This is a genomic window from Rhodococcus sp. IEGM 1408 (assembly GCF_033142235.1).
Taxonomy (GTDB): domain Bacteria; phylum Actinomycetota; class Actinomycetes; order Mycobacteriales; family Mycobacteriaceae; genus Dietzia.
Genome location: NZ_JAWLRW010000003.1, coordinates 281996 through 297593, shown reverse-complemented (window position 1 = coordinate 297593; position 15598 = coordinate 281996). Strand labels below are relative to the sequence as shown.

Annotated in this window: 14 protein-coding genes; 5 read left to right on the top strand and 9 right to left on the bottom strand. The window is 72.1% G+C overall.

All coding sequences use genetic code 11. From position 1 onward, the window contains the following. Nucleotides 1–22: 22 nt before the first annotated feature. On the top strand, nt 23–646 hold the full coding sequence (upp, locus tag R4P08_RS06635; RefSeq protein ID WP_317812986.1) for a uracil phosphoribosyltransferase: 624 nt from the start codon (nt 23–25) through the stop codon (nt 644–646). A gap of 78 nt (nt 647–724) precedes the next feature. On the opposite strand, the gene R4P08_RS06630 is transcribed toward upp, so the two are convergent. Genes R4P08_RS06630 through R4P08_RS06620 form a run of 3 tightly spaced genes read right to left on the bottom strand, consistent with a single transcriptional unit; the run spans nt 725 to nt 3751 of the window. After that, nucleotides 725–2290, bottom strand: coding sequence for a phospho-sugar mutase (locus tag R4P08_RS06630; protein ID WP_317812985.1), 1566 nt, complete (start codon nt 2288–2290; stop codon nt 725–727). Nucleotides 2291–2314: 24 nt separating this feature from the next. Continuing rightward, complete coding sequence (locus tag R4P08_RS06625; RefSeq protein WP_411741171.1) at nt 2315–3193, bottom strand: purine-nucleoside phosphorylase; 879 nt, start codon at nt 3191–3193, stop codon at nt 2315–2317. A gap of 21 nt (nt 3194–3214) precedes the next feature. Continuing rightward, on the bottom strand, nt 3215–3751 hold the full coding sequence (locus R4P08_RS06620) for a gamma-glutamylcyclotransferase family protein (RefSeq protein ID WP_317812984.1): 537 nt from the start codon (nt 3749–3751) through the stop codon (nt 3215–3217). A 152-nt stretch (nt 3752–3903) separates the two neighbouring features. On the opposite strand from R4P08_RS06620, the gene R4P08_RS06615 reads away from it, so the two are divergent. Beyond that, nucleotides 3904–5310, top strand: coding sequence for an NAD(P)H-quinone dehydrogenase (locus R4P08_RS06615; RefSeq protein WP_317812983.1), 1407 nt, complete (start codon nt 3904–3906; stop codon nt 5308–5310). Nucleotides 5311–5335: 25 nt separating this feature from the next. Here the strand turns inward: R4P08_RS06615 and glpK are convergent, their stop codons facing one another. Then, on the bottom strand, nt 5336–6907 hold the full coding sequence (gene glpK, locus R4P08_RS06610) for a glycerol kinase GlpK (RefSeq protein ID WP_317812981.1): 1572 nt from the start codon (nt 6905–6907) through the stop codon (nt 5336–5338). A gap of 55 nt (nt 6908–6962) precedes the next feature. Here glpK and R4P08_RS06605 point away from each other — a divergent pair, with 55 nt between their 5' ends. Next, a complete protein-coding gene (locus tag R4P08_RS06605; protein ID WP_317812980.1) occupies nt 6963–8768 on the top strand; it encodes a glycerol-3-phosphate dehydrogenase/oxidase in 1806 nt (601 codons plus the stop codon). 103 nt (nt 8769–8871) lie between these two features. Here the strand turns inward: R4P08_RS06605 and R4P08_RS06600 are convergent, their stop codons facing one another. The 5 genes from R4P08_RS06600 to R4P08_RS06580 form a co-directional block, all read right to left on the bottom strand. Then, on the bottom strand, nt 8872–10659 hold the full coding sequence (locus tag R4P08_RS06600) for an acetyl/propionyl/methylcrotonyl-CoA carboxylase subunit alpha (protein ID WP_317812979.1): 1788 nt from the start codon (nt 10657–10659) through the stop codon (nt 8872–8874). A gap of 164 nt (nt 10660–10823) precedes the next feature. Then, complete coding sequence (locus tag R4P08_RS06595) at nt 10824–11504, bottom strand: Maf family protein (protein WP_317812978.1); 681 nt, start codon at nt 11502–11504, stop codon at nt 10824–10826. Nucleotides 11505–11525: 21 nt separating this feature from the next. Then, on the bottom strand, nt 11526–11936 hold the full coding sequence (locus R4P08_RS06590; RefSeq protein WP_317812977.1) for a cupin domain-containing protein: 411 nt from the start codon (nt 11934–11936) through the stop codon (nt 11526–11528). A 172-nt stretch (nt 11937–12108) separates the two neighbouring features. Beyond that, nucleotides 12109–12396, bottom strand: a complete 288-nt coding sequence (locus tag R4P08_RS06585) for an acyl-CoA carboxylase subunit epsilon (protein ID WP_317812976.1) — start codon at nt 12394–12396, stop codon at nt 12109–12111. Beyond that, entirely contained in the window at nt 12393–14042 is a 1650-nt protein-coding gene (locus tag R4P08_RS06580) for an acyl-CoA carboxylase subunit beta (RefSeq protein ID WP_317812975.1), read from the bottom strand. The genes R4P08_RS06585 and R4P08_RS06580 overlap by 4 nt, the downstream gene beginning before the upstream one ends. A 106-nt stretch (nt 14043–14148) precedes the next feature. Between R4P08_RS06580 and R4P08_RS06575 the strand changes: the two genes are divergently transcribed. Together R4P08_RS06575 and R4P08_RS06570 are read left to right on the top strand one after the other, a co-directional pair. Then, entirely contained in the window at nt 14149–15027 is an 879-nt protein-coding gene (locus tag R4P08_RS06575) for a biotin--[acetyl-CoA-carboxylase] ligase (protein ID WP_317812974.1), read from the top strand. A 3-nt stretch (nt 15028–15030) separates the two neighbouring features. Further along, the gene (locus R4P08_RS06570; RefSeq protein ID WP_317812973.1) at nt 15031–15594 is read left to right on the top strand and encodes a PH domain-containing protein; all 564 of its coding nucleotides are present in this window, start codon (nt 15031–15033) and stop codon (nt 15592–15594) included. Nucleotides 15595–15598 lie beyond the last annotated feature (4 nt).

Below are 15598 nucleotides of genomic sequence, written 5' to 3'. Positions count from 1 at the left end.
CCACTGTGGAATCCTTTCGGGCATGGACATCATCGTCGTGGACCACCCGTTGGTCGGAGACCGGCTCCGTACGCTGCGGGACCGCGCCACTGACACCGCCGGATTCCGGGCCGCGATGGACGCGCTCGGGACCATGCTCTGTTACGAGGCCTTCCGTTCCATCCCCACCACCGAGGTCCCCGTGACCACCCCTGTCGCCGAGACGACGGGCGTCGCGGTGGACGGGGTGCCACTCGTGGTGCCGGTCCTGCGGGCGGGACTCGGCCTGCTGGACCCGGCGACCCGGCTGCTCCCGGGCGCACAGGTCGGCTTCATCGGCCTGGCCCGCGACGAGGAGTCGCACGAACCGGTCTCGTACCTCTGCTCGCTGCCCGATAGCCTCGCCGGCCGCCACGTGGTCGTGCTGGACCCCATGCTCGCCACCGGGGGTTCGCTGGTCTCGACCCTGGAGACCCTGGCCGAGCGCGGAGCGACCGGCGTCACCGTGGTCTGCGTCCTGTGCGCGCCGGAGGGCGTCGAGACCGTCCGCGCGTCGGGCCTCGCGGCCACCCTGGTGACCGCGACGATCGACGAGAAGCTCGACGACGACGCCTTCATCGTCCCCGGGCTCGGCGACGCCGGGGACCGTCTCTTCGGCCCCCGCTGACCGGGCTGGGTCGACCGGGCTGGGTCGACCGGGCTGGGTTGCCCGGCTTCGGGTCAACAGGTCTCGGGTCGACCGGGCTCAGGGCGTAGCCGCGGCGGCGACGGCCCCGGCCAGCTCGGTAAGTCGACGTGCGGCGTCGCCCCGGTCGGCCGCTGACGGGCGAGCCGGCGTCCACGCCTCGACATACGTCTTGAGCAGCGGCTCGGTGCCGGACGGCCGGACCACCGCGCGAGCGCCCGGGAGGTCCACACGGAAGCCCGCCGTCCCGTCCAGCGGGGTCACAACGCCTGTCGAGGCGAGCCGATCGGCCGCCCGCCGCAGCGCGTCAACCGGGTCGGAGCCGGGATCCAGTGGCAGCGGGGTGTTACGCCGCAGATGCGCGCCGAACTCCTCGGCGAGCGCGTCGAGCCTCGCCCCCACCGACGGACCGCCCGCGCCGACCATCGCGCACCACGCGCCCGCGGCCGAGATGCCGTCCTTGTCCGCGACCACCTCCGGCAGCACGCAGTGCCCGATCGCCTCCTCGTACGCGTACCGCAGCGGCTGCCCTGCCCTGACCAGCCATTTGAACCCGGTCAGCGTCTCGACGTGCTGGCCACCCCGGGCGGGGACCAGGAGCGAGGGCAGCCGCGAGGAGACGATCGTCGAGGCCACGATCGGCGCGCCGGGGTCGTCTTCCGCCGCCGCCCCCGCCGCCCCCGCCGAGCTAGCCGAACCGGGCAGCGGGTGGGTGAGCAGATGGTCGGCGAGCAGCGCCCCGGCGTCGTCGCCGTCGAGCATCCGCCACACGCCATCGGGGCCCGCTAACCCCACCGCGCACCGGTCGGCGTCCGGGTCCAGCGCGAGCGCGACGTCGGCGCCGATCTCCGCTGCCAGTTCGAGTAACCGCGCAGTGGTCGCGGGCCGCTCGGGATTGGGGGAGTCGACGGTGGGGAAGTCCGGGTCTGGGTCCGCCTGCTCGGCCACCAGGGTCACGTCCAGGACCCCGATCCCCGCCAGGACGCGGCGACAGATCTCGCCACCCACCCCGTGTACGGGGGTCAGGGCCACGCGTGGAGGCCGGCCGGGGGTGGGCAGGCCGGCGACGACGGAGGCCACGTAGTCGTCGACGAGTGTGGGGTCCACCCGCACGCTCGGGTTGACCCGCACGCCGGGGTCCACCCGCTCGCGGGAGCCCCCCCGAGTGCTGCGGCCGCCGGCCGCCCCGACCGCGAGGCCCTCCCGCGCGGCGGCCACCAGGTGGCGCTCGATGTCGGAGTCGTCCGGCGGCACGATCTGCGCGCCGCCCGGCCCGAAGACCTTGATCCCGTTGTCGGTGGCGGGGTTGTGGGAGGCCGTCACCATCAGGCCGGCGACCGCGCCGCGCGACCGCACGGCCGCCGCGACGACCGGCGTGGGGACGGGCGACCCGGGGACGACGACGAGGAAACCGTGCGCGGCCAGCACCGCAGCGGCCACCTCGACGAAACGCGCCGACCCGTGCCGGGCGTCACCCCCCACGATCACGGTCGAGCCCGCGGGTTCACGCCCGCGCAGGTGCCGGGCGACGGCGGTCGCGACCAGGGCGACGGTGACGTCGTTCATCCGGTCCGGCCCGGGACCCAGCGGGGCGCGGACACCGGCGGTGCCGAAGGCCAGGGTCACGGGGCGCTCGCGGTCATGCCTGGTTCAGGCCCGGGCGACGGAGGGGACGAGCGCCCGCAGTGCGGCGGTGAGGCGACCGGCCCCGGCGGTTCCCGCGGCCAGGACCTCGGCGTGGTCGAGGGGCGCCCCGGTGACCCCGGCGGCGAGGTTGGTCACCAGCGACACCGCCACCACCTCCACCCCGAGGCCCCGGGCGGCCACCGTCTCGGGGACCGTCGACATCCCCACCACGTCCGCGCCGAGGGTGCGCAGCATCCGGACCTCGGCGGGGGTCTCGTACTGCGGGCCGGGCATGGCGGCGTAGACGCCCGCGGGGGGACGGGAGCCGGTGGCGGCCTCGAGCGCGTCCGCGGCCGCGGCGCGGAGGCGGGCGGAGTAGGCGTCGACGAGGTCGACGAAGGTCGGGCCGGTCAGCGGGGAGCGGCCGGTGAGGTTGAGGTGGTCGGAGATCAGGACCAGCTCTCCGACGGCGAGGTCCGCCCGCACCCCGCCCGCGGCGTTGGTGAACACCAGGACCCCGGAGCCGACCGCGGCGGCCACGTGGGCGGGGTGCACGACGGGATCGGTCCCCAGGCCCTCGTAGAGGTGCGTGCGTCCGGCCACGGCCAGCATCGGGACGCCGCCCACCAGGCAGCTGGTGACGGTCCCGCGGTGCCCGGCGACCGAGGGCGGGACGAACCCGGGCAGCTCCGATACCGGGATGGTGACCGCGGTACCGGGGTCGGCCAACCCCGCCACGACCTCGGACCATCCGGAACCCAGGACCAGGGTCACCTCGTGGACGGACCGGCCGCTCGCGCGGGCGATGGCGTCGGCGGCAGCCCGGGCGTCGGGGGTGGGGGTGAGCAGAGGCGGCGCCGGGCTGGGAGGGGCGGGGGTGGGAGACCCGGCGGTTCCAGGCACGGTGGTTCCAGACACGGTGTTCTAGGCGCCCGGGCCCACGTTGCGGGACTCCCGGGTGCGCAGCTCCCGCACGTACGGGTCCGGGGCGCCCGCGCACTCGGCGGCATCGGCCAGCAGACCGAGATAGCGCGCCGACGGCAGGCCGCCCTCGAAGGCGTCCATGACATACAGCCAGACCAGCACGGTGTCGTCGTCCGCGGTGGGGGCGGACGGGGCGACGGAGAACTCGGACTCCTGGGCGCCGACCGGGGGGCCGGGGGGCACGGTCGGGCGCCGCTGCACCCGGACCCGGATCTTGCGGGCCGGGATGCGGTCGGTGCCTTCCCAGCGGTCGAGGGCGCGGGCGTCCTCGTCGGGGACGTCGTAGAGCACCATGAACACCCGCGAATCGGGGTCCTCGACCAGGGTGGCCACGGCGCCCTCCCAGGTGGGGTCGTCTCCGGCGAAGGTCAGGCGCCAGCCCTCCAGCCAGCCGGTTCCGGCGAACGGAGAGTGCGGCGCGCGGATGTCCATCTGTTCGGGATGCATGTTGGTCCCGTACGCGGCGTAGAGAGGCACGCCGACCACAGTAGTCCCTCCGCCGGGTGTGGCCCCCGCTCGCTCCAACCGGGCGCGGCTCGTTCGACTACCGTGTACGGCGGATGCGACGCACTCCACCACAAGTGGGGTGCGGCGCCCGGCCGTGACCCGTGAGCCGTGGAGGACCACCTGTGACCCAACGCATCATCATCATCGGCGGCGGACCCGCCGGCTACGAGGCCGCGCTGGTGGCTGCGCAGTACGGTGCGGACGTCACGATCGTGGACTCGGACGGCATCGGCGGCAACTGTGTCCTGACCGACTGCGTGCCGTCCAAGACGTTCATCGCCACCACCGGCGTGCGCACCGACATGCGCCGCGCGGAGGAGATGGGCGTCGAGGCGCACTTCGACCCCACCGCCTATCGGCTGGGTCAGGTCAACGGTCGCGTCAAGTCCCTGGCCCGGGCCCAGTCCGCCGACATCCGCTCGCAGCTCCAGCGCGAGGGTGTGCGACTGCTGTCCGGTCGGGCCCGCCTACACGACTCGCAGCCGGGGATGGCCTCGCACCAGGTGGCCGTGACCTTTGACAACGGCCAGGAGAAGCTCTTCGACGCCGACGTCGTGCTGGTGGCCACCGGGTCCAGGCCCCGGGTGCTGCGGGGGGCGGAGCCGGACGGCGAGCGGATCCTCAACTGGCGCCAGCTCTACGACCTCACCGAGCTGCCCACCCACCTGGTGGTCATCGGGTCGGGTGTCACCGGTGCCGAGTTCGTCTCCGCCTTCACGGAGATGGGCGTCAAGGTCACCATGGTCTCCAGCCGCGACCGCGTGCTGCCGCACGAGGACGCCGACGCCGCCCTGGTGCTGGAGGAGGCGCTCAGCGAGCGGGGTGTCTCGCTGGTCAAGCACGCCCGCGCGGACGCTGTCGAGCACTTCGAGGACGGCATCATCGTCCGACTCGGGGACGGCCGCACGGTCAAGGGGTCCCACGCCCTGATCTGCGTCGGCTCCGTGCCCAACACCGAGGGCCTCGGTCTGGAGAGCGCCGGCATCGAGTTGCAGCGCAGCGGCCACATCAAGGTCGACCGCGTCTCCCGGACCGCCGCCGCCGGGATCTATGCGGGCGGCGACTGCACCGACCTGTTCCCGCTGGCCTCCGTGGCGGCCATGCAGGGCCGGATCGCGATGTACCACGCGCTCGGCGAGGGGGTCAGCCCCATCAAGCTCAGGACGGTGGCCTCGTCGGTGTTCACCCGCCCCGAGATCGCGACCGTCGGCATCTCCCACGCGCAGATCGAGAGCGGCGAGGTGCCCGCCCGCGTGGAGGTGATGCCGCTCGCCGGTAACCCGCGCGCCAAGATGCGCAGCCTGCGCCGCGGCTTCGTCAAGCTGTTCTGTCGCCCGGCCTCGGGCGTGGTGATCGGCGGGGTGATCGTGGCCCCGACCGCCTCCGAGCTCATCCTGCCGGTGTCGGTGGCCGTGTCCAACCAGCTCACCGTGGCTGACCTCGCCGGATCGTTCTCCGTCTACCCGTCGTTGAGCGGGTCGGTCACCGAGGCCGCCCGCCAGCTCATGCGGCACGACGACCTGGACTGACGCACGCCTGGACTGACGCCGCCCGTCAGCCCTCGGTGGCGGCCCAGCCCAGCGTCCGCTCGACGGCGTCGTTCCAGCGGCCCCACAGGCGCGCGCGCTCCTCCTCAGACATGCGGGGCTCCCAGCGGCGGTCCTCGCGCCACAACTCGCGGAGCCGGTCGGGGGAGTCCCACTGGCCCACCGCGAGTCCGGCGGCGAACGCGGCGCCAAGTGCGGTGGTCTCGGTGACCTCGGGTCGCACCACGTCGATGCCGAGGATGTCGGCCTGGAACTGCATCAGGTATTCGTTGACCACCATCCCGCCGTCGACTCGCAGGGCCTCGGCGGCCTCGCCCGAGTCGGCGGCCATCGCGTCGGTCACCTCCCGGGTCTGGAACGCCGTGGCCTCGAGCGCCGCACGCGCGAGGTGGGCCCGCGTGTGGAACCGGGTCAGGCCCACCATCACGCCGCGTGCGTCCGGGCGCCACCGCGGTGCCAGCAGGCCGGAGAACGCCGGGACGAGGTAGCAGTCGCCGTTGTCCTCCACCGAGTTCGCCAACTCCTCGGTCTCGTCGGCGCTCGAGATCACCCCGAGGTTGTCGCGCAGCCACTGCACCAGCGACCCGGCGACGGCCACCGAGCCCTCCAGGGCGTACACGGGGTCCGCGTCGCCCAGTTGATAGCAGACGGTGGTGAGCAGCCCGTTCTCACTGAACTGCGGGGTGGTGCCGGTGTTGAGGAGCAGGAACGCCCCCGTGCCGTAGGTGTTCTTGGCGTCGCCGGGGTCGAAGCAGGTCTGGCCGAACATGGCCGCCTGCTGATCGCCGAGGATCCCCGCGATAGGGGTGCCGCCGAACATCCGCCGCACGGCGACATGCCCCACCACCCCGGATGACGGGACGATCTCGGGCAACATCGCCCGCGGGACCCCGAATTCGCGGCAGAGGTCGTCGCTCCACTGGAGGGTCTTCAGGTCCATCAGCATGGTCCTGGAAGCGTTGGTGACGTCGGTGACGTGCAGGGCGGGCTCGCCATCGGACCCTGACCGGCCCCCACCCCGGCTCCCGCCGGTCAGATTCCACACCAGCCACGAGTCGATGGTCCCGGCCAGGAGTTCCCCGGTCTCGGCCCGCTCGGTGCCGCGCTCACCCTCCGCGTCGAGGTGGTCGAGGATCCATCGGATCTTGGGCCCGGCGAAGTACGTGGACAGGGGCAGGCCGGTGACGTCGCGGAACCGGTTGTCGCCGTCCGGGTGCCCGTCCGCCAGCCGCGCGCAGATCCCCGAGGTCCGGGTGTCCTGCCAGACGATCGCGTTGTAAACCGGCCGACCCGTCTCCTTCTCCCACACCACCACGGTCTCCCGTTGGTTGGTGATGCCGATCGCCGTCACCGAGCCGGGTTCGAGGTCCACGCGACCGGCCACCTGGGCCATCGCGGTCCGCACGTTCTCCCAGATCTCCAGGGGATCGTGCTCCACCCATCCGGCCCGCGGCAGGATCTGTCGGTGCTCGACCTGCGCTGTCGCGGCGGGGACGGGGAGGCCCCGGTCGTCGAAGAGGATGGCCCGGGAGGACGTGGTCCCCTGGTCGATCGCGAGAATGTAGGTGTTTCGTGTCACAGTCCGAGCCTACGTCCGGCCGCGCGTAGAGTCGGGCGCGACCGGCCGGAACCCCATGACCGGCCGCGGAGGGAGCGCAGTGCCCACGATCAGATCCCGGTCCGTACTCGGCCCCGAACACAGGGTGGAGGCGTGGCGCCGACTGACTGAGGAGTCCTTCGACGTCGTGATCGTCGGGGGCGGTGTGGTGGGCACGGGCAGCGCGGTGGACGCGGCCACCCGTGGGCTGAGCGTCGCGGTGGTCGAGGCCCGGGATTTCGCCGCCGGGACCTCGTCGCGCAGCTCCAAGATGTTCCACGGCGGGCTGCGCTACCTGGAGCAGCTCGACTTCGGGCTCGTCGCCGAGGCCCTCCACGAGCGCGAACTGAGCATGACGCGGCTCGCCCCGCACCTGGTCACACCGCTCAAATTCCTCTTCCCGCTCACGCGGCGTTTCTGGGAACGGCCCTACATGGCCGCGGGGTTCGTCCTCTACGACGTGATGGGCGGCGCCAAGAGCGTCCCGCCGCAGAAGCACTACAGCCGAGCCGGCGCGCGTCGGCTGGCGCCGGGGTTGCGCGAGGACGCGGTGGTGGGCGGCATCCGGTACTGGGACACGCTGGTCGACGACGCGCGCCACACCCTCACTCTCGCCCGCACGGCCGCCCAGCACGGTGCCGTGGTGGCCAACTCGACCCAGGTGATCGGCTACCTGCGGGAGGGCGAACGGGTGACGGGGGTGCGGGTCCGCGACGCCGAGACCGGTCTCGAGACCGACGTGCGGGCCGGGGTCGTGCTCAACGCGGCCGGGGTGTGGACCGACCACCTGCAGGAGATGCTGGGCGAGAAGGGCGGGTTCACCGTCCGCGCGTCCAAGGGCGTCCACATCGTGGTGGACCGCGACAAGGTCGACTCGGAGGCCGCGCTCATCCTGCGTACCGAGAAGTCCGTGCTCTTCGTGATCCCCTGGGGCGAGTACTGGATCATCGGCACCACCGACACCGACTGGCAGCTCGATCTGGCCCACCCGGCGGCGACGGGCGCGGACATCGACTACATCCTCCGGCACATCAACTCCGTGCTGACGGACCCGATCGGCCGGGACGACATCCGCGGGGTGTACGCGGGGCTGCGCCCGTTGCTCTCGGGCGGAGCCGACTCCACGGCCAAGCTGTCGCGGGAACACGCGGTGATGACCGTGGCCCCCGGGGCGGTCGTGGTGGCCGGCGGCAAGTACACGACCTACCGGGTGATGGCGGCCGATGCGGTCGACGCGGCGGTCGCCGAACTGGGGGAGCGCGCATCGACGGTGCCGGCCTCCACCACCGACCGGATCCCGCTCCTCGGCGCCGACGGGTACCCGGCCCTGGTCAACCGCGCCGACCGGATCGCCGACCACTTCGAGATCCGCGAGGAGCAGGTCCAGCACCTGCTCGGCCGCTACGGCTCGCTCCTGGAGGACGTGTTGGACCTGTCCGCGGGTCGGCCCGACCTGCTCGAGACCCTCGGCGGCGCCGAGCGCTACCTGCGCGTCGAGATCGTCTACGCCGCCCTCGCGGAGGCCGCGCTGCACCTCGAGGACGTTCTGGTGCGCCGGACCCGGATCTCCATGGAGTACCAGCACGGCGGGGTGGAGTGCGCCCGCGAGGTCGCCGACCTCATGGCCGAGGTGCTGGACTGGGACCCGGGCCGCGTGGAACGGGAGGTGGCGGCGTTCGAGCAGCGGGTCGCCGCCGAGCAGGCCAGCCAGGTGACGGAGTCCGACGACGAGGCCGACCGGTTCCTGCGCCGTGTGCCCGAGGTCCGGGAGTTCCTCCTGGACGCGGCCGTCGACCCCGCTGCTGCGGAGCCCGTCGTCGACCCCCCGGCCGTCCGGACCTGACGCGGACGCAGACGCAGACGCGAGAATCCGCCACCCCGAGACGGGGTAGCGGATTCCGGGGGAGCGGGACGACGCCGACCGGCTGGTCGGCGCCGTCAGCGGATCACTTGATCTCGCAGAGCACCGCGCCCTGGGTGACGGCGGCACCGGCGTCGACGGACAGGTCGGTGATGACGCCGTCCTTGTGCGCGGTGACCGGGTTCTCCATCTTCATGGCCTCGAGGACGGCGATCAGGTCGCCCGTGGCGACCTCCTGGCCCTCCTCGACGGCCACCTTGACGACGGTGCCCTGCATGGGCGCCGACACGGCGTCGCCGGAGGCGGCCGCACCGGCGGCCCCGCCTCGGGTGCGGGACTTGGCCTTACGGCGGACCGTGCCGCCGTTGTGGGAGCCGCCGAAGGCGAGGTCGCCGGGCAGGGAGACCTCGACGCGACGGCCGTCCACCTCGACGACGACCTTCTTGCGCTCGACGGGCTCGTCGTCGTCGGCCGGGGCGCCGGTGGCGGTCCACGGCTCGATCGGGTTCTCCCACTCCTCTTCGATCCACTTGGTGTAGACGTCGAAGCTCTTGCCGTCGCCGACGAACGCGGGGTTGGTCACCACGTGGGCGTGGAACGGCAGGACGGTGGCCATGCCCTCGATCTTGAACTCGGCGAGCGCGCGCGCCGAGCGGGCGAGCGCCTGGTCGCGGTCCTCGCCCCAGACGATCAGCTTGCTGAGCATGGAGTCGAACTGGCCGCCGATGGTGTCACCCTGCTCGACGCCCGAGTCCACGCGCACGCCCGGGCCACTGGGCTCCCGGTAGGCGGTGATGGTGCCGGGGGCGGGCAGGAAGCCGCGGCCGGCGTCCTCGCCGTTGATGCGGAACTCGAACGCGTGGCCGCGCGGGGTCGGGTCCTCGGTGAACTCGAGCACCTCGCCCTCGGCGATCTTGAACTGCTGCAGCACGAGGTCGATGCCCGCGGTCTCCTCGGTGATCGGGTGCTCCACCTGGAGGCGGGTGTTGACCTCGAGGAAGGAGATCGTGTCGCCCTGGACCATGTACTCGACGGTGCCGGCGCCGTAGTAGCCGGCCTCCCTGCAGATGGCCTTGGCCGAGTCGTGGATGCGCCCCCGCTGCTCGTCGGTGAGGAACGGCGCCGGGGCCTCCTCCACGAGCTTCTGGAAGCGGCGCTGCAGGGTGCAGTCGCGGGTACCGGCCACCACGACGTTGCCGTGCTGGTCGGCGAGGACCTGCGCCTCGACGTGGCGGGCCTTGTCCAGGTACTGCTCGACAAAGCACTCGCCGCGGCCGAACGCGGACACGGCCTCACGGGTGGCCGAGTCGAAGAGCTCGGCGACCTCTTCCATCTTGTGGGCGACCTTCATGCCGCGGCCACCACCGCCGAAGGCGGCCTTGATGGCGATGGGCAGGCCGTACTGCTCGGCGAACTTGACGACCTCGCTCGCGTCCTTGACCGGGTCCTTGGTACCGGCGGCCATCGGTGCGTTGGCGCGCTCGGCGATGTGGCGGGCGACGACCTTGTCGCCCAGGTCGCGGATCGCGCTCGGCGGCGGACCGATCCAGATCAGCCCGGCGTCGATGACGGCCTGCGCGAATTCGGCGTTCTCGGAGAGGAAGCCGTATCCGGGGTGGATGGCGTCGGCGCCGGACTTGGCGGCGGCGTCGAGGATCTTGTCGAAGACCAGGTAGGACTCCGCGGAGGTCTGGCCCCCGAGTGCAAAGGCCTCGTCGGCCAGCTTGACGAACAGGGCGTCGGCGTCGGGCTCGGCGTAAACGGCCACGCTGGCCAGGCCGGCGTCCTTCGCCGCGCGGATCACACGAACGGCGATCTCGCCGCGGTTGGCGACGAGGACCTTGGTGATGTGAGAGCTGGCATGACTGGGCACTCAGGGCCTCCTGGTGATGGACGTCTCTTACGAACGGTGCGCCCGGTAGGGGCACCGATATTTCTAGCAGTCTAATGAGAGGCGCACCTCATGTGTGGGTTCGGGGTCCACGGGGCACCCTGCGGGGGCGGCCGGAACGCCTCGGAAGTGCCCTGACCTGCAGGTCAGACCCGGAGCTCCGGACGCCACACGTGGTGCGCGTGGAATCCGGCCGCCTCGAGGAGCCGTCGGAGCAGCGGCAGACTGAGCCCGATGACGCTCGACGGGTCGCCGTCGATACGGTCGATGAACCACCCACCGAGGGACTCGATGGTGAAGGCACCCGCGCACTCCAGTGGTTCGCCGGTGCGGAGGTAGACGTCCAGGTCGGCGTCCGAGGGGGCACCGAAGTGCACGGTGGTGTCGGAGGTGTCCGTTGCGGTGGTCGTGACGACGAGGGGGGCGTCACCCGTGAGGTCGGCGACGATCACCGCGTGGCCGGTCAGCAGGACCCCGTGGCGCCCGCGCATCTTCTTCCACCGCGCCATGGCCCGCTCGTACGTGTGCGGCTTGCCCTCGAGCCGGCCGTCGACCAGGAGCATCGAATCGCAACCCACCACGATCAACGTGTCGGCTCCGGCGGCGCGGGCCTCGGCCGCGAGCGACGGGCCCTCACGCTCGAGGACGTCCTCCGCCTTCGCGCGTGCCAGCTCCTCGACCACCCGCACGTGCGGTGTCCCCTCCGGGAGCGAGGCCTGCAGAGCGTCCTCGTCGACCTGTGGGTGCCGGATGAGCGGGTCCACCCCGGCCTGCTCGAGGATGCGGAGACGGGAGGGGGAGGCCGAGGCGAGCACCAACGCGATCATGGGCTCAGCGTAGTCATGGCGTCAGCCCTGCGGCAGCAGCATCGTGATGGTGAGCGTGGTGGGCTCGAGCGCGCGCACCGAGTGCCGCAGCTGAGCGGTGAGGTGCAGGATCTCGCCGGGGCGCAGGTCCACGGTGCGGTCCGGTAGGCCGAACTCGACCCGGCCGCGCAGGAGCTGGATCAGCACCGGGTGGTGGGCGGCGTGGTCGCCCAGTTCGTGTCCCTCGTCGAACTCGAACGCCACGATCTTGGTGGTCTCGTCGCTGTGGACGACAGACGCCCGGGGTCGGGAGGGAAACGGTTCGCTGCGCCCGATGATGCCGGTCAGGTGGGTGGCGGTCCCCTCGGCGGTCCCGGCGCGGCTGCCGTGGTCGCGGTCGGCGCGGACCGCCGCGTCCGAGCCGTCCTCCGGGGTGGTGGGCTGAGCGGTCATGCGGTTCCTCCCGGAGCTGGCTGAACTCCCAGCGTACCGACCCGCGAACGCACCACAGCCGCCCCTGGCCTTGCGATCCGGCCCGCGCTTCGGTGCGGGCGAGAGTGCAAGGACGGGGGCGGCTGGGAAACGGCGGCGGCTGCGGTCGGAGGCAGCCACGCCGCGCGAGGTCTCAGTACTGGCGGCGGTTGAGGAACGAACTCGGGTTGTAACCGAACGCCGGACGCAGACGGTCCTCGTACGAGCCCCAGTCGTCCTTGATCCCGGTGGGGAACTCGCCGGAGTGCACCGAGTTGCCCTGTGCGGTCGCCAGGACCGCGGACAGGATCCCCACCTCGACCGGCGAGGGGTTGCCGCGCAGGATCTGGAAGAACGGCGCGGTCGGCTTGCCGCTCGTGTCCGTGTTCTCGCCGGTGCCCGTGCTCCCCACCGTGCCGGACTGCTGCTCGGCGGCGGTCACAGCGGGATGTTCCCGTGCTTCTTGGCCGGCACCTCGACGACCTTGCGGTCGAGCAGCCGCAGCGCCTGCGCCACCTGCAGTCGGGTGTGCGACGGCGGGATGACCGCGTCGACGTACCCGCGCTCCGCGGCGACGTACGGGTTGACGAGGGTGTCCTCGTACTCGGCCTGCAGCTTCAGCCGCACCGCGTCGACGTCCTCGCCGTTCGCGGTGGCTGCCTTGAGCTCGTTGCGGTAGACGAACCCGACGGCGCCGGAGGCGCCCATCACGGCGATCTCGGCGGTCGGCCAGGCCAGGTTGATGTCCGCACCCATGTGCTTGGAGCCCATGACGTCGTACGCGCCGCCGTAGGCCTTGCGGGTGATCACGGTGACCTTGCCGACGGTGGCCTCACCGTAGGCGTACAGGAGCTTGGCGCCGCGGCGGATGATCCCGTCGAACTCCTGTCCGGTGCCCGGCAGGAAGCCCGGGACGTCGACCAGGGTGAGGATCGGGATGTTGAACGCGTCGCAGGTGCGGACGAACCGCGCGGCCTTCTCTGCGGCCTTGATGTCCAGGCAGCCGGCGAACTGGGTGGGCTGGTTGGCCACCACGCCGACGCTGCGGCCCTCGACCCGGCCGTAACCGACGATCACGTTCATGGCGTACTGCGCCTGGGTCTCGAGGAACTCGCCGTCGTCGACGATGCGGGAGATGACCTCGTGCATGTCGTACGGGCTGTTGGAGGAGTCCGGGATGATCGTGTCCAGTTCCTGGTCCTCGAGGGTGAGGTTGTCCTCGATCGCGCCCTCGGCCACGGGGAACGGCTGGCGGGGGGCCTCGGCCCGGTTGTTGCTGGGCAGGTAGGACAGCAGGTCCTTGACGTAGTCCAGGGCGTCCTGCTCGTCGCTGGCCGTGTAGTGGGAGACTCCCGACTTGGTCATGTGCGTGGTGGCGCCGCCCAGTTCCTCCTGGCTGACCTCCTCGCCGGTGACCGTCTTGATGACGTCCGGGCCCGTGACGAACATCTGCGAGGTCTTGTCGACCATCACGGTGAAGTCGGTGAGCGCGGGGGAGTAGACGTGGCCGCCGGCGGACGGGCCCATGATCAGCGAGATCTGCGGGATGACACCGGAGGCCAGGACGTTGCGGTGGAAGATCTCGCCGTAGAGACCCAGCGACACCACGCCCTCCTGGATGCGGGCGCCGGCACCGTGGTTGATGCCGATCATCGGGCGGCCGGTCTTGAGGGCCAGGTCCATGACCTTGACGATCTTCTCGCCGTAGACCTCGCCGAGCGAGCCGCCGAAGACGGTGGCGTCCTGGGAGAAGATGCAGACGCTGCGGCTGTCGATGGTGCCGTAGCCGGTGATGACACCGTCGCCGAGCGGCCGGCGCTCGGCCAGACCGAAGTCGGTGGCGCGGTGGCGGGCCAGGGCGTCGATCTCGACGAACGAGCCCGGATCGAGCAGGTTCTCGATCCGCTCGCGGGCCGTCATGAGGCCCTTGTCGTGGGTCCTGTCGATCGCGGCCTGCCCCATCGGGGCGCGGGCCTCGTCGAGGCGCCGACGCAGCTCGGACAGTTTCCCGGCGGTCGTGTGGATGTCGGGGGTCGCGGCATCCGTCTGGACGTCGTCGCTCACGTCCGGTTCTGAGGCAGTCGTCATGTTGTAGGACTCTATCGAGTCCGGAGGGTCCGTGGCGACGTGACCCGGCGGATTCCCCCGACACCGACCCCGCCCGGAGTCGGGGCGGCGACCTAGTCTGGACCTCGTGCACGTAGATCCCGGAACCGATTCGCCACCTCCCCTGGACGCCGCAGCGCTCCGTCATGCGCTCGTCGAGGGACCTCACGCGCCGTACACATCGCTCGAGGTGGTCGATGAGATCGGATCCACCAACGCCGAGCAGATCAAGCGGGCGGGACTCGGGGCCGCCGACCGGAGTGTGCTCCTGGCGGAGTTCCAGGCCTCCGGTCGCGGCCGGCTCGGGCGCAGCTGGACGGCGCCACCGCGGACCCAGGTCGCGCTCAGTGTCCTGCTCCGCCCCGGCGCGGTCTCTCCCACGCTGTTCGGGTGGTTGCCGCTGGTCACCGGGCTCGCCGTCCGGGACGGTCTGGTGGCCGCGGGCGGCGTGGACGCCACGCTCAAGTGGCCCAACGACGTCCTGGTCGACGGTCGCAAGATCTCGGGGATCCTCGCGGAGATGACCAGTGTCCCCGCCGGCGGGGACTTCGGGGTCCGGCTGCCGGCGCTCGTGGTGGGAGTGGGGATCAATGTGAGCCTGACCCGGGCCCAGCTCCCCGTTCCCCACGCGACCTCGCTCGCCCTCCTCGGCGGTGTGACCGACCGGGACGCCGTCGCGCGGGCGGTACTCGAGGCGTTGGCCGCCAGACATGCGCAGTGGCGCGCGTGCGAACGCGGGAGCGGCTCCTCGATCTCGGACGAGCTCCTGGAGGAATACTCGCGGGGCTGCTCCACCCTCGGCGCCGAGGTCTCCGTGGAACTCCCGGGCGACGTCGTGCGAACCGGGCGTGCGGAACGGGTGGACAGATCCGGTCGCCTCGTCGTCGTCACCCCGGACGGTGAGTTGCCCGTGACCGCCGGGGACATCACCCACATCCGTCCCGCCGGCGACCGGTGGGGCGGCTGACCCGTGGGGTTCGTCCGTTCCGTCCTCACGCCGGGGGAGTCGATGATCGTCCACTCCCACCCGCACTGGCGGGGACTCGTGCGGCCCGCGCTGGTCACGGTGGTCGGTGCGGGACTCGCGGGGATAGCGGGCGGGTTCATCGAGGTGCAGGTCGTGCACCCCGGAGACCGCAGCGCGACCTGGGCGATGGTGGCGGGGCTCTACCTCCTGCTGGTCCTGCGGTTCGGGCTGTGGCCCGCGGTCCGGTGGGCGCGGACGGACCTCGTGGTGACCGACGAGCGCGTGCTGTACCGGCCGGCCGGGTCCTCCAGGAGGTGTGTTGACGTGCCACTGCGCCGGGTCAGCGCCGTCCGGTTCCGGCACACCCTCGCGGACCGCGCGCTGGGCACCGGGTGTCTCATCCTCGAGTGCGGCCACCTGCCCCCGGTGGAGATCGACCACGTGCCCGACGTGGCGCGGGTGCACGCCGCGGTCTACGAGGAGCTGCTCCGGCTACCCCCTCCGCCGCCGCCCGCTCCGCTCGCCGCGGGGCCCAGGTTCCGCTGGGGGCTCCCGGGGCGACGGTGACGAC

What these genes read in the sequence shown, in the direction of transcription:
- R4P08_RS06580 (WP_317812975.1), bottom strand. Translation starts at nt 14,042, where the DNA reads ATGACGACTGCCTCAGAACCGGACGTGAGCGACGACGTCCAGACGGAT.
- R4P08_RS06590 (WP_317812977.1), bottom strand. Translation starts at nt 11,936, where the DNA reads ATGACCGCTCAGCCCACCACCCCGGAGGACGGCTCGGACGCGGCGGTC.
- upp (WP_317812986.1), top strand. Translation starts at nt 23, where the DNA reads ATGGACATCATCGTCGTGGACCACCCGTTGGTCGGAGACCGGCTCCGT.
- R4P08_RS06595 (WP_317812978.1), bottom strand. Translation starts at nt 11,504, where the DNA reads ATGATCGCGTTGGTGCTCGCCTCGGCCTCCCCCTCCCGTCTCCGCATC.
- R4P08_RS06605 (WP_317812980.1), top strand. Translation starts at nt 6,963, where the DNA reads ATGACCGGCCGCGGAGGGAGCGCAGTGCCCACGATCAGATCCCGGTCC.